This is a genomic window from Stenotrophomonas sp. YJH_SMC_16, assembly GCF_059367875.1.
The window spans coordinates 20,028-32,098 of the sequence record NZ_JCAFRH010000004.1 but is presented as its reverse complement, the minus strand read 5'-3'; the positions used below and the strand labels follow the sequence as shown (position 1 = coordinate 32,098).

General features: G+C 66.9%; 14 protein-coding genes. 10 read left to right on the top strand and 4 right to left on the bottom strand.

What is annotated here, in order from left to right; genetic code table 11:
• Positions 1-43: 43 nt before the first annotated feature.
• Together AC5P6E_RS10015 and AC5P6E_RS10010 are read left to right on the top strand one after the other, a co-directional pair.
• Complete coding sequence (locus AC5P6E_RS10015; protein WP_019338116.1) at positions 44-364, top strand: NAD(P) transhydrogenase subunit alpha part 2; 321 nt, start codon at positions 44-46, stop codon at positions 362-364.
• Positions 361-1,821, top strand: coding sequence for an NAD(P)(+) transhydrogenase (Re/Si-specific) subunit beta (locus AC5P6E_RS10010; RefSeq protein ID WP_329835195.1), 1,461 nt, complete (start codon positions 361-363; stop codon positions 1,819-1,821). The genes AC5P6E_RS10015 and AC5P6E_RS10010 overlap by 4 nt, the downstream gene beginning before the upstream one ends.
• Positions 1,822-1,932: 111 nt before the next feature.
• On the opposite strand, the gene AC5P6E_RS10005 is transcribed toward AC5P6E_RS10010, so the two are convergent.
• A complete protein-coding gene (locus AC5P6E_RS10005; protein ID WP_019338129.1) occupies positions 1,933-2,352 on the bottom strand; it encodes a hypothetical protein in 420 nt (139 codons plus the stop codon).
• A 122-nt stretch (positions 2,353-2,474) separates the two neighbouring features.
• Between AC5P6E_RS10005 and sufT the strand changes: the two genes are divergently transcribed.
• From sufT to AC5P6E_RS09975, 6 genes are all read left to right on the top strand, one after another.
• Complete coding sequence (gene sufT, locus AC5P6E_RS10000) at positions 2,475-3,026, top strand: putative Fe-S cluster assembly protein SufT (RefSeq protein WP_005415385.1); 552 nt, start codon at positions 2,475-2,477, stop codon at positions 3,024-3,026.
• A 59-nt stretch (positions 3,027-3,085) separates the two neighbouring features.
• Positions 3,086-4,180, top strand: a complete 1,095-nt coding sequence (locus AC5P6E_RS09995; RefSeq protein WP_019338130.1) for a branched-chain amino acid aminotransferase — start codon at positions 3,086-3,088, stop codon at positions 4,178-4,180.
• 174 nt (positions 4,181-4,354) lie between these two features.
• A complete protein-coding gene (locus AC5P6E_RS09990; RefSeq protein WP_019338131.1) occupies positions 4,355-5,011 on the top strand; it encodes a hypothetical protein in 657 nt (218 codons plus the stop codon).
• On the top strand, positions 5,008-5,343 hold the full coding sequence (locus tag AC5P6E_RS09985; protein ID WP_010481771.1) for a transcriptional regulator: 336 nt from the start codon (positions 5,008-5,010) through the stop codon (positions 5,341-5,343). The genes AC5P6E_RS09990 and AC5P6E_RS09985 overlap by 4 nt, the downstream gene beginning before the upstream one ends.
• Before the next feature lies 1 nt (position 5,344).
• Positions 5,345-6,367 carry a peptidoglycan DD-metalloendopeptidase family protein gene (locus tag AC5P6E_RS09980; protein WP_019338132.1) on the top strand — a complete coding sequence of 341 codons (1,023 nt, stop codon included), beginning with the start codon at positions 5,345-5,347 and terminating at the stop codon, positions 6,365-6,367.
• A 365-nt stretch (positions 6,368-6,732) separates the two neighbouring features.
• Positions 6,733-8,472 (top strand): S8 family peptidase, encoded by a 1,740-nt coding sequence (locus tag AC5P6E_RS09975; RefSeq protein WP_019338133.1) that lies wholly within the window; start codon positions 6,733-6,735, stop codon positions 8,470-8,472.
• A 119-nt stretch (positions 8,473-8,591) separates the two neighbouring features.
• On the opposite strand, the gene AC5P6E_RS09970 is transcribed toward AC5P6E_RS09975, so the two are convergent.
• The 3 genes from AC5P6E_RS09970 to wrbA all read right to left on the bottom strand — a co-directional run bounded on the left by AC5P6E_RS09970 (position 8,592) and on the right by wrbA (position 10,082).
• The gene (locus AC5P6E_RS09970; protein WP_010481766.1) at positions 8,592-9,077 is read right to left on the bottom strand and encodes an asparaginase domain-containing protein; all 486 of its coding nucleotides are present in this window, start codon (positions 9,075-9,077) and stop codon (positions 8,592-8,594) included.
• A gap of 79 nt (positions 9,078-9,156) precedes the next feature.
• Positions 9,157-9,492: a DUF2069 domain-containing protein gene (locus tag AC5P6E_RS09965; protein WP_019338134.1), complete on the bottom strand. Its 336-nt coding sequence runs from the start codon at positions 9,490-9,492 to the stop codon at positions 9,157-9,159.
• Positions 9,489-10,082 carry an NAD(P)H:quinone oxidoreductase gene (wrbA, locus tag AC5P6E_RS09960; RefSeq protein ID WP_010481764.1) on the bottom strand — a complete coding sequence of 198 codons (594 nt, stop codon included), beginning with the start codon at positions 10,080-10,082 and terminating at the stop codon, positions 9,489-9,491. Before wrbA ends, AC5P6E_RS09965 begins: the two co-directional genes overlap by 4 nt.
• Positions 10,083-10,159: 77 nt before the next feature.
• Between wrbA and AC5P6E_RS09955 the strand changes: the two genes are divergently transcribed.
• Positions 10,160-11,434: a YihY family inner membrane protein gene (locus AC5P6E_RS09955; protein WP_019338135.1), complete on the top strand. Its 1,275-nt coding sequence runs from the start codon at positions 10,160-10,162 to the stop codon at positions 11,432-11,434.
• Complete coding sequence (locus AC5P6E_RS09950; RefSeq protein WP_019338136.1) at positions 11,431-12,000, top strand: TlpA family protein disulfide reductase; 570 nt, start codon at positions 11,431-11,433, stop codon at positions 11,998-12,000. Before AC5P6E_RS09955 ends, AC5P6E_RS09950 begins: the two co-directional genes overlap by 4 nt.
• Positions 12,001-12,071 lie beyond the last annotated feature (71 nt).

Here is a 12,071-nt window from a genome sequence, read left to right as displayed (position 1 = left end):
ATGGTTATGATGGGACGACGAAGACAGAGCAGGAGCGTTGCCAGTGAGTGACGGGTTCGTAGCGCTGTACATCTTCATGCTGGCAGCCATCGCCGGCCACGTGATCATTTCGCGGGTGCCGGTGATCCTGCATACCCCGCTGATGTCGGGCTCCAACTTCATCCACGGCATCGTGCTGATCGGTGCGATGGTGGTGCTGGGGCATGCGCAGACACCGCTGGAGAAAGCGCTGGGCTTCCTCGCCGTGGTGCTCGGTGCCGGCAACGCCGCCGGTGGCTACGTGGTCACCGCGCGCATGCTGGAAATGTTCAAGCCGAGCGCGCCCAAGGGCGGCAAGGACGAGTCGAAGGAGCCGCAGGCTTGAACATCAGCACCGTCGAACTGCTCGATTGGCTGGTCAAGGCCAGCTACCTCGTCGCCGCCACGCTGTTCCTGCTGGGCCTGCAGCGCATGGCCTCGCCGCTGACTGCGCGCAGCGGCATCCGCTGGGCCGGGCTGGGCATGCTGCTGGCCACGGTGGCGACGTTCTTCCTGCCCGAACTGCACAACGTGCCGCTGATCCTGGTGGCGCTGCTGCTCGGCGCCGGCCTGGCCTGGTGGTCGGCCGGCAAGGTTGCCATCACCGACATGCCGCAGATGGTGGCGCTGTACAACGGCATGGGCGGTGGCTCGGCGGCGGCGATCGGTGCAGTGGAACTGCTGCGCTACGCCTTCCTGGCCAACCGCGATACCAGCCACTGGAGCGCGCAGGCGCTGGCCGACCTGGCCGCACGGCAGCCGTCGGGCATGGTGCTGCTGCTGGCGGTGGTCGGCGCGGCCATCGGTGCGGTGTCGCTGTCCGGCTCGGTGATCGCCTGGGCCAAGCTGGATGGGCGCCTGGACAAGCGCGTGACCTGGCCCGGCCAGCAGGTGATGAACCTGCTGGTGGCACTGGCGGTGGTGGTGCTGGCGATCATCGCCGCGAGCACGCTCCACACCTGGGCGATCGTCGCCTTCTTCGTGCTGGCACTGGCGCTGGGCGTGCTGATGACGCTGCCGATCGGCGGCGCCGACATGCCGGTGGTGATCTCGCTGTACAACGCCTTCACCGGCCTGGCGGTGTCGTTCGAAGGCTACGTGCTGGGCAATGAGGCATTGATCATCGCCGGCATGATGGTCGGCGCGGCGGGCATCCTGCTGACCCGGCTGATGGCCAAGGCGATGAACCGGCCGATCCGCAACGTGTTGTTCTCCAACTTCGGCGGCGGTGCCGGCGGGGAAGCGCAGGCGATCACGGGTGCGCAGAAGCCGATTGAAGCGTCGGATGTCGCGGCGATGATGGCCTACGCCGAGCGCGTGGTGATCGTGCCCGGCTACGGCATGGCGGTAGCGCAGGCGCAGCACAAGATCTGGGAACTGGCGCAGCGGCTTGGCCAGCGTGGGGTCAAGGTGAAGTTCGCGATCCATCCGGTGGCGGGGCGCATGCCCGGGCACATGAACGTGCTGCTGGCCGAAGCGGGCGTGCCCTACGACCTGATCGCCGACATGGACGACATCAACCCGGAGTTCGCCAACACCGACCTGGTGCTGGTGATCGGTGCCAACGACGTGGTCAATCCGGTGGCGCGCACCGACCCGGCCAGCCCGATCTACGGCATGCCCGTGCTGGACGTGGTCAACGCGCGCAACGTGGTGGTGATCAAGCGTGGCAAGGGCACCGGCTTTGCCGGCATCGAGAATGCGCTGTTCTACGCCGACAACACCCGCATGCTGTACGGCGACGGTGCGGAAGCGGCAGCCTCGCTGGTGAGCGAACTGAAGGCGCTCGACGGCGGACATTGAGGCCGTACCGGTAGCGCCGGGCCATGCCCGGCGGCGTTTCGTGCGGACCGCTGCGCTCGCCGGGCATGGCCCGGCGCTACCCTCATCCACGCGTGGCGTGAATCTGCGCGGTCAGCGCGCCAGCCAGGCGCCCACGGCCACGCCCAGGGCCAGCCACAGCCATTCCATTGCGCCATTGGCGAGGGTGATCAGGGTCCAGGCCAGGTGCGGGCCCATCCGCATCGTGGCGTCCCACAGATCCAGCCCGATCGAGCCGCCCATCCAGGCGCTGGCGATGGCCCAGTTGGCCACGGCGGCCACCAGCAGCGTGCCCAGTACGACCAGCGCGATGCGCAACCGGCCCGGGCCCAGCGTACCCATGCGCAGCATGAACACCAGTTCCAGGGCGGTCAGTACCGCCATCCAGCCGACCTGCCGGCCGGTCATCAGCGCCAGCACCATCCAGGCAAGGGGAGCAACAACCAGACCCAGCAACAGCATGAGGGGCCAGAGCCAGGTCACGGTCCTGGCACGCGCGGCATTGGAGGACATCGAAGCTCCCTGAAGATCACCCACAGGATACTGTGGTTTGCCGCAGTGCACCGGCGGCCGCAGGGCGGCTGGGCTAGAATGCCGTCTTGCGTGGCCCCGGCCACGGCCCCATATCGGTCCCCATGTATTCCCGTAGCAGCGAACCTGTCCACTTCGAACGCGATTGCGAGGCCGTGATGGTCCCGCAGGGCGACACCGTGACCCTGCCTGCCGGCAGCTATGGGTACATCACCCAGGCGCTGGGCGGCAGTTATTCGGTGTTTGTCGAGGGCAACCTGTTCCGCATCGCCGGCAAGGACGGCGACGCCATCGGCAAGGAGGCGCCGGCACCGCTGGAACTGCCCGCCGATGCCACCGATGAACAGGTGGAACAGCTGGTATGGCAGCAGCTGCGCACCTGCTTCGACCCGGAAATTCCGGTGAACATCGTCGAACTGGGCCTGGTCTACGAGGTCGAAATCAAGCACCTGGACGAAGGCAAGCGGGAGATCGACGTGAAGATGACCCTGACCGCACCGGGCTGCGGCATGGGCGAGATCCTGGTCGACGACGTGCGCAGCAAGCTCGAAATGATCCCGACGGTGGCCGAGGCCGACGTCGACCTGGTGTTCGACCCGCCGTGGAACCAGCACATGATGTCCGAGGCGGCCCGGCTCGAGACCGGCATGCTTTGACCCACGGCCCGCAGTGACGCGGGCCCGGCATTACCCGCAACCAGAACAGGAAATCTCCGGTGTCCCAGTCCATTCCCAGCTTCGCCGTCACCCGTTCGGACCACCCGCGCAGCGCTGAAGAGCGCGCCAAGATCCTGGAGAAGCCGGGCTTCGGCCTGCACTTCACCGATCACATGGTGGAAGTGCGCTGGGACAAGGATGCCGGCTGGCACAACGCCAACGTGCGTGCCTACGGCCCGCTGCAGCTGGACCCGGCCGCGGCCGTGCTGCACTACGGCCAGGAGATCTTCGAAGGCATCAAGGCCTACCGCCATGCCGACGGCTCGATCTGGACCTTCCGCCCGGATGCCAACGGCCGTCGCCTGCAGCGTTCGGCGCAGCGCCTGGCGCTGCCGGAACTGCCGGTGGAGATCTTCGTCGAATCGCTGAAGCAGCTGATCGCGGTCGACAGTGACTGGGTGCCGTCGGCCGATGAGTCGAGCCTGTACTTCCGCCCGTTCATGATCGGCGACGAAGCGTTCCTCGGCGTGCGCGGCGCGCACAAGGCCGGCTACTACGTCATCGCCAGCCCGGCCGGTCCGTACTTCGCCAAGGGCGTCGCTCCGGTGTCGATCTGGCTGTCGACCGAGTACGCACGTGCGGCCAAGGGGGGCACCGGTGCCGCCAAGTGCGGCGGCAACTACGCCGCCTCGCTGCTGCCGCAGCAGAAGGCGCAGGCACAGGGCTGCTCGCAGGTGCTGTTCCTCGACCCGGTCGAAGGCAAGTACCTGGAAGAACTGGGTGGCATGAACGTGTTCCTGGTCTACAAGGACGGCACGCTGGTCACCCCGCAGCTCTCGGGCAGCATCCTCGAGGGCATCACCCGCGAGAGCATCCTGCAGCTGGCCCGCGACCGCGGCATGAAGGTCGAAGAGCGCAAGGTCAGCATCGACGAGTGGAAGGATGGCGTTGCCTCCGGCGAGATCGCCGAAGTGTTCGCCTGCGGCACCGCGGCGGTGGTCACCCCGATCGGCCAGCTGAAGGGCGAGGGCTTCTCGGTGGGGGACATCAATGCCCCGGCCGGCGAAGTGACCATGTCGCTGCGCAAGGAACTGACCGACATCCAGTACGGCCGCCTGCCGGACCGCCACAACTGGCTGGTCAAGCTGGGCTGATCACCCACGCCGAACCGTAGCGTCGAGCCATGCTCGACTGCGCCTCTGGAAAGCCCGTCCCTGTGACGGGCTTTCTGCGTTGTGGGCGCGCCCGCCAGACCGCAGTAGGTGATTAGTTGACGCAAATATGTTTGCAATGCAAACTAAATTCAAGCGACCCCGATGGAGCGTGTCATGCAGCAGCCATCCGTCATTGATCCTTCCTCGCGCCTGCAGGCGCTGACCCGTGAATACTCGCGGTATTCGCGAAGTGCCGGGGGCCTGTCGGCGATGGCAGGCGGCATCGCCTGCCTGGCCTCGTTTCTTGCCGGCGCTCTGTTGCCGACCACCCTGGCGCTGCGCATCGTGCTGATTGCCGTGCCGGTGCTGTGGATCGTCGGCAAGCAATGGATGGTACGCCGCTACTACCAGCGGCTGGGCCAGGTCGAAGAGCAGGTCACGCCGGTCGAACGCAATTTCCAGCGCTTCTTCATCGCCTTCACCGCGCTGGTAAGCGTGCTGGTGATCGGCAGCGTGCTGACCCGGCTGGTACCGATGGGCGAACGCGCCTGGGACCTGCGCGCCATTGGCTACCTGGTCGTGGTGGCATTGTTGCCCTGGGTGGTGTGGCGCTGGCTGCGGACACCGCTGGAGTTCATCGTGGGCGTGTTCCTGCTGTGCCAGGCCGCGCTGGCCTTCACCGGGCAGGCGTACGGCTTCGGCCCGAGCACCGCGGTGTTCCCCTTGGCATCCATCGCACTGATCGTGGTCGGCTGGCGTGACCACCAGCGCTTCCAGCGGCTGCAGGTGGAGATGCGCGCGTTCATGGCGGCGCGGACGAACGTCGAATGACCCAGCTGCCTGATTCCAGAGCGCTGCTCCAGCTCGACCGCTTGATCCACGAGCCGGCGCGCCTGCTGATCCTGTCGATCCTGGCAGGTGCCGAATCCGCCGAGTTCGGATTTGTCGAGCATCTCAGCGGGTTGAGCAAGGGCAACCTCTCCAGCCATCTGAGCAAGCTTGAAGCGGCAGGTCTGGTCGCCATCGACAAGTCGTTCCGCGGCAAGCGCCCACTGACCACTTTGCAGTTGACGCCGAGGGGCCGCACTGCCCTGGCCGAGTACCGCACGCAGCTGGCGGCCATCGTTGCCGGCCTTCCCGATCCGGATCGAAAGGACCCCTGACATGACATTGCTTCCGCGCCTGTTTGCAGTTCTGGTTGTTTCCTTCTCTGCTCTCACCAGTGCGGCTGCGGCCACAGATGCGCGCCAACAAGGCGCCACGCTGACCACGCAGTTCTACGAAGGGCACGTCGACGCACTGTGGGAACGGATGACGCCGCAGATGCAGGCGGGGCTGCAGTCCTCGCAGAGCCTGGTGGCGCTGCGCGAGCAGGTGCTGGCGGGCTGGGGCGCAGAAACCGAGCTGGTCAGTGAGAAGGTCGAGAAGGTTGATGGATTCGACACCTATCTGCGGCAGGCGCGCTTCGCCAGAAGCCCGGCCATCATCCAGGTGCTGTGGGCCATCGATGCCGAAGGGCGGATCGGCGGCTTCTACATCCGCCCGCTACAGACCGCACCGCCGCAGGCAGCGGCGAGCGGGTTCCTCGACTACCAGACCCGCACACGGCTGCAACTGCCGTTCGACGATGAGTACTTCGTGTTCTGGGGCGGGCGTACTGTCGAACAGAACTACCATGCGGCCCATGCCGGCCAGCGCTTCGCGCTGGATCTGCTGGTGCTCCGCGATGGCCGCTCGCACCGTGGCGATGGGCTGCGCAACGATGACTACTACTGCTTCGGTCGCCCGATCCTCGCGCCAGCCGATGGCACGGTGGTGGAAGTGATCGAGGGTGTGGCCGACAACGTGCCGGGCCAGATGAATGCCGCCCAGCTCACCGGCAACCGCGTCATCCTCGACCACGGCAATGAGGAGTACTCGGTGCTGGCGCACCTGCGCCAGGGCAGTGTGCGCGTTGCGCAGGGACAGGTTGTCCGCAGCGGCGCGCACCTCGGTGACTGTGGCAACAGCGGCAACTCCTCCGAGCCGCACCTGCACTACCAGCTGCAGGCCGGGCCCGTGTTCGGTGTCGGCGAAGCGTTGCCGGCACAGTTCTCCGGCTACGTGGCCGATGGCCAGCCGGTTGCACGCGGCGAGCCGGTCAAAGGGCAGCACATCCGGCCGGCGCGCGTTCCGCAGGCAAAGTAGTCAGCGCGTCCGACGCGGCGGGCAGGCGCTCCGCGGTCGTTGGTGACAGCAGTGGACGCCGATGTCGGCAAAGTCATCGCAGGACATGTGATGACCCAGTCAGGTGCGTGCAGGGCACGAGAAAGTTCCTTCACCTTCACAAACCCTCGACCCGGGAAGTCTCAGAACGAACATTTCATCTTGCTGAAAAGACGCTGAAAATCTTGTGGTGTCCGGTTTTGGTCATTAGCGTCATCTGCACGGCGGATCGGAAGGGGGATCCGCTGGCTCGCCGGACTTCGAACCTCGCCAATGCAAGCCAGCCCAGGGTTCGGGCCGGTGCTTCTGCCGATTCCGGCATTCACACCACAAGAAAGGGAAATACGATGTCCCAGGTAACGCAACCGCGTGTGCGTCGAGTGTGGGTGGTCCTTGGTGCGTCCGTTCTGTCATCGCTGCTGCTGGCCACGCCTGCGCTGGCCGGTGATGTCCAGCTCAGCGGCCTGCAGTCCGCGCCGACCCACCAGCGCTTCATCGTGAAGTACCGCGACGGCAGCGCGCCGGTGGCCAACACCACCGCACTGGCCTCTTCACTGAAAAGTGCCGCCGCCGGCCTGGCCAGCAGCCAGGGCCGCGCGCTGGGCCTGCAGCAGGTCCGCAAGCTGGCCGTCGGCCCGACCCTGGTCAAGACCGATCGTCCGCTCGACCAGGCCGAATCCGAGCAGCTGATGCGCAAGCTGGCCGCCGACCCGAACGTGGAATACGTTGAAGTCGACCAGATCATGCGTGCCACGCTGACCCCGAACGACACCCGCTTCAGCGAGCAATGGGGCTTTGGCACCTCCAATGCCGGCATCAACATCCGGCCGGCCTGGGACAAGGCCACCGGCACCGGTGTGGTCGTGGCGGTGATCGACACCGGCATCACCAACCATGCCGACCTCAATGCCAACATCCTGCCGGGCTACGACTTCATCAGCGATGCGGCGATGGCGCGCGACGGCAACGGCCGCGACAACAACCCGAACGATGAGGGCGACTGGTACGGCGACAACGAGTGCCAGGCGGGCTACCCGGGTTCGAACTCCAGCTGGCACGGTACCCACGTCGCCGGTACGGTGGCGGCGGTGACCAACAACAGCACCGGCGTGGCAGGTACCGCATTCAACGCCAAGGTCGTGCCGGTGCGCGTACTCGGCAAGTGCGGCGGTTACACCTCTGACATCGCCGACGCGATTGTGTGGGCCTCCGGCGGCAGCGTCAGCGGCGTGCCGGCCAATGCCAACCCGGCCGAGGTCATCAACCTCTCGCTGGGCGGCGGTGGCAGCTGCTCGACCACCTACCAGAACGCGATCAATGGCGCTGTCGGCCGTGGCACCACCGTGGTGGTCGCCGCCGGCAACAGCAACACCAACGTGTCCTCGTCGGTGCCGGCCAACTGCCCGAACGTGATCGCGGTGGCGGCCACCACCTCGGCCGGTGCGCGTGCCAGCTTCTCCAACTATGGCAACGGCATCGATATCTCGGCACCGGGCCAGGGCATCCTGTCCACCCTCAACAGCGGCACCACCACCCCGGGCAGTGCCAGCTACGCTTCGTACAACGGCACCTCGATGGCAGCACCGCATGTGGCCGGCGTGGTCGCGCTGATGCAATCCGTAGCCCCGAGCCCGCTGAGCCCGGCGCAGGTGGAGAGCATCATCAAGAGCACCGCACGCCCGCTGCCGGGCGCCTGCTCGGGTGGCTGCGGCGCCGGCATCATCGACGCCGACGCGGCGGTCGCTGCAGCGATCAACGGCGGCGGCCCGAACCCGGGTGGCAACGTGCTGCAGAACAACGTTCCGGTGACCGGCCTGGGCGCTGCCAGCGGCGCTTCGCTGAGTTACACCGTGAACGTTCCGGCCGGCAGCACCCAGCTGCGCGTGGCGATCAGTGGCGGCAGCGGTGACGCCGACCTGTATCTGCGCCAGGGCAGTGCCCCGACCGACACGGTGTACACCTGCCGTCCGTACCTGAGCGGCAATGCTGAAACCTGCACCGTCAACAGCCCCGCCGCCGGCACCTGGTATGTGCGGGTGAAGGCGTACAGCACCTTCTCGGGCCTGACCCTCAACGCCCAGTACTGAGCCCAAGCCCCTCTCCATGGGCACGCCCCGGCTTAGGCCGGGGCGTTTTTGCATGGGGCCGCGCGGTGTGCGTGCCGCCGCGTCGTGGTGGGTGCCGACCCTGGTCGGCACGCCGTTCCTCAAACCGATTCGAAGCGGTTCGCGGCCACGTTCTTGCGCACGTGCTGCGGGTCGAAAATCCGCCCGTTCATCGCGATGTACACGCCGCTCGGCAACGACTGCACCGCACCGATCGCGCAGCCGATGTTGAACTCCGCATCCGAACCGCGGAAACGCGCCGGGCTCAGCGCGCCGGTCATCACGATGGTCTTGTCCGGGATCGTCGCCAGCACCTTGCCGGTCTGCACCATCGAATCGGTGCCGTGGGTCACCAGCACGTGCCGGGTCGGCTGCGCGGCGATGGTGGCGCGGATCAGTTCGCGGTCTTCATCGTTGATGTGCAGCGAATCCTTGCGCAGGATCGGAATCACGTTGAAGCGGAACGTCACGCCCAGCTCGCGCAGGATCATGCCGATCTGGGGGTCGCCGATCTGGTAGTCCGACTTGTCGTCGAAGTAGATCTTGTCGATCGTGCCACCGGTGGTGACGACCAGGAGCTCTTCCATCATGTGCATGCGCGAAACCAGGACAGGTACAGCGGCGCGGGGCCAGGAACACAGATGATACGGCCCGGCGGGCGCAGCGTCAGCGTCGCTTGCCGAAGCGGGCGCGCAGCCCTGGCAGGCTGGTGCTGAAGACCACCAGCAGGGCCAGCGCGATCTCGATCAGCGCCAGCCAGCGCGTCTCCGGGTGGCTCCAGGCGCTCATCACGCCGTGGCTGAACCAGCCCAGGGCCAGCACCGAGGCCCAGAAACCGGCCTTGCGCCAGCCCAGGCGCAGTGCGATGGCCAGTGCCAGTGGCGGCGCGGTGAACACCAGCTGGGTGGCCAGCCAGTGCTTGTCATTGATGAACCAGCCGGCGAACAGCGCGGCCAGCCCCATCAGGGCCAGCAGCAGGACCGTGCGCGGCGCGGCGCTCATCGGGCCAGCCGCTGCGCGATGTCGGCCACCCGGTGGCCCAGCGCGCGCGCCAACACCGCCTCGTCGTCGGTCGGCTGCGGGTCGTCGGCGGCACCGGCGACGTGGCTGGCGCCATAGGGCGTGCCGCCACTGGTGGTGTGGCTCAGCGCCGGCTCGGTGAACGGGATGCCGACGATCACGCAGCCATGGTGCAGCAGCGGCACCTGCATCGACAGCAGGGTCGATTCCTGCCCGCCGTGCATCGAGGCGGTGGAGGTGAACACGCCGGCCGGCTTGCCGGAAAGGGTGCCGTTGACCCATTCGGCGCCCAGCCCATCCAGGAAATGCTTGACCGGGGCGGCCATGTTGCCGAAGCGGGTCGGGCTGCCGAGCAGCAGGCCCTGGCACTCGACCAGGTCCTGCACGCTCACGTAGGGGGCGCCATCGTCGGGTACCGGCGGCTGCGCGGTCTGGGTCACCGCAGCCACCGGCGGCACCGTGCGCAGGCGCGCGGTCATGCCCGGCACTTCGCCGATGCCCCGCGCGATCTGGCGCGCCAGCCGTGCCACCGAACCGCCCCGGCTGTAGTACAGCACCAGAATCTCGCCCATCGTGCCCGCTTCTCCTCGTCGTGTGGCCACCAGTATGGCTATCCTGCGAGCATTCCGCATCGGGTACCCTTTCGCCGATGGAACCTTTGGATACGCTCAACCTGTGGATGGAGCGCGCGCGGGATCGCGCACGGGCCATCAGTTTCGGCCGCTTCCTGTGGCATCGCTTCCTCGACGACCGCCTGTTCCAGGCAGCGGCGGCGCTGGCGTACACCACGGTGTTCGCGCTGGTGCCGCTGGCCATCGTGGTGTTCGGCGTGCTCTCGGCCTTCCCCGTCTTCGACCGCTGGAGCGACCAGCTCAGCGATTACGTCTTCTCCAACTTCGTGCCCAACGCCGCGCGTGCGGCGGAGGGCTACCTGCGGCAGTTCTCGGCCAGTGCCGGCCAGCTCACCGCCGCCGGCTTCATCGCGCTGGTGGTCTCGCTGCTGATCACCCTCAACAGCGTTGAAGAGACCTTCAACCAGATCTGGCGGGTCGGTTCGACCCGGCCCAAGCTGACCCGCTTCCTGGTCTACTGGACCGTGCTGACGTTGGGCGCGATGCTCGCTGCCGCTTCGCTGGCGGTGTCGGCGCGTGTGTTCGCGATGCCATTGTTCGGGACCCAGGAAGGTCGTTGGCTGGCCGAGTTCGCGCTGCGGCTGGCGCCGATCCTGATCGAGTTCGTCTGCATCACGCTGATGTTCCGGGTGGTGCCGCACCACACCGTGAAATGGCGGCACGCGGTGCCCGGCGCGATTCTCGCGGCGGTGATCCTGGAACTGGTGAAGTGGGGCATCGGCGCCTATCTGGGCAGTTTCCAGTCCTACCAGAAGCTCTACGGCACGGTGGCGTTCGTGCCGATCCTGCTGCTGTGGATCTACCTGTGCTGGGTGGCGGTGCTGCTGGGCGCGTCGCTGTCCTCGTCGATGGCGGCCTTCCGCTACCAGCCGGTGGAACTGCGCCTGCCGCAGGGCTACGAGTTCTATGGCCTGCTGCGCCTGCTCGGCCGCTTCCACCATGCACGTGCCAAGGGCAAGGGCCTGGCCGACGATGAAATCCTGCGTCTGGAGCCGATGCTGACCGACTCGCTGCTGCAGGACCTGGCCTGCAACCTGCAGGAAATCGGCCTGTTGCGCCGCGATGAACGCGGCGAATGGCTGCTCTCGCGCGACCTGGACCAGGTGAGCCTGGCCGATCTGTACGAATGCACCCAGCTGCGCATCCCGGTAGCCGAGCAGCATCTGCCCTACCGCGACGACAGCCTGGGCCGTGCTGCGCTGGCGGCACTGGACGATCTGCGGCTGCCCCTGCGCGAACGCCTCAAGCGCAAGGTCAGCGATATCTACACCGATTCCGGAGACATGCCATGACCCGCAAGACCCCGTTGCTGCTCCCGCTGGCCCTGCTGCTGGCGCTGTCGGCCTGCAAGCCGGCCCAGGAGCCGACCCCCGCCAGCAGCCAGCCACCGGCACAGGCGCCGACGCCGACCACTCCGGCACCGGTCGATGAAACCCCGGCCGAGCGCACCACCGCCGAGTTCCCGACGCTGAAGATGAAGGCAGTGGATGGCAGCGACTACGACCTGGCCGCGCATCGCGGCAAGTGGGTGGTGGTGAATTTCTGGGCGACCTGGTGTGCACCGTGCCGCAAGGAAATGCCGGAGCTGTCGGCGCTGCACGCGATGCGCAGCAACATCGAGGTGGTCGGCCTGGCCTATGAAGACATCGAGGTGCCGGAGATGCAGTCGTTCCTGACCAAGCATCCGGTGACCTATCCGATCGTGATCGTGGACCCGTTCGACCCGCCGGCGGATTTCGCCACGCCGCGTGGTTTGCCGTTGACGCACCTGCTGGACCCGCAGGGCAAGCTGGCGCACAGCTTCCTCGGCCCGGTGACGGCCGCCGACATCGAAAAGCAGATCGCTGCTGCCAAGTAGGTTGGGTATCGGCAGGGCTGCGCCCTGCACCCGCCGAAACTTTCAAGCAACGGCAACGGCAACAGCAACAG

Bases quoted from the DNA above. Each gene is read 5' to 3' on its own strand.
- AC5P6E_RS10005 (WP_019338129.1), bottom strand. From the start codon at position 2,352: ATGTCCTCCAATGCCGCGCGTGCCAGGACCGTGACCTGGCTCTGGCCC.
- sufT (WP_005415385.1), top strand. From the start codon at position 2,475: ATGTATTCCCGTAGCAGCGAACCTGTCCACTTCGAACGCGATTGCGAG.
- AC5P6E_RS09990 (WP_019338131.1), top strand. From the start codon at position 4,355: ATGCAGCAGCCATCCGTCATTGATCCTTCCTCGCGCCTGCAGGCGCTG.
- AC5P6E_RS09985 (WP_010481771.1), top strand. From the start codon at position 5,008: ATGACCCAGCTGCCTGATTCCAGAGCGCTGCTCCAGCTCGACCGCTTG.
- AC5P6E_RS09980 (WP_019338132.1), top strand. From the start codon at position 5,345: ATGACATTGCTTCCGCGCCTGTTTGCAGTTCTGGTTGTTTCCTTCTCT.
- AC5P6E_RS09975 (WP_019338133.1), top strand. From the start codon at position 6,733: ATGTCCCAGGTAACGCAACCGCGTGTGCGTCGAGTGTGGGTGGTCCTT.
- AC5P6E_RS09970 (WP_010481766.1), bottom strand. From the start codon at position 9,077: ATGGAAGAGCTCCTGGTCGTCACCACCGGTGGCACGATCGACAAGATC.
- AC5P6E_RS09965 (WP_019338134.1), bottom strand. From the start codon at position 9,492: ATGAGCGCCGCGCCGCGCACGGTCCTGCTGCTGGCCCTGATGGGGCTG.
- wrbA (WP_010481764.1), bottom strand. From the start codon at position 10,082: ATGGGCGAGATTCTGGTGCTGTACTACAGCCGGGGCGGTTCGGTGGCA.
- AC5P6E_RS09955 (WP_019338135.1), top strand. From the start codon at position 10,160: ATGGAACCTTTGGATACGCTCAACCTGTGGATGGAGCGCGCGCGGGAT.
- AC5P6E_RS09950 (WP_019338136.1), top strand. From the start codon at position 11,431: ATGACCCGCAAGACCCCGTTGCTGCTCCCGCTGGCCCTGCTGCTGGCG.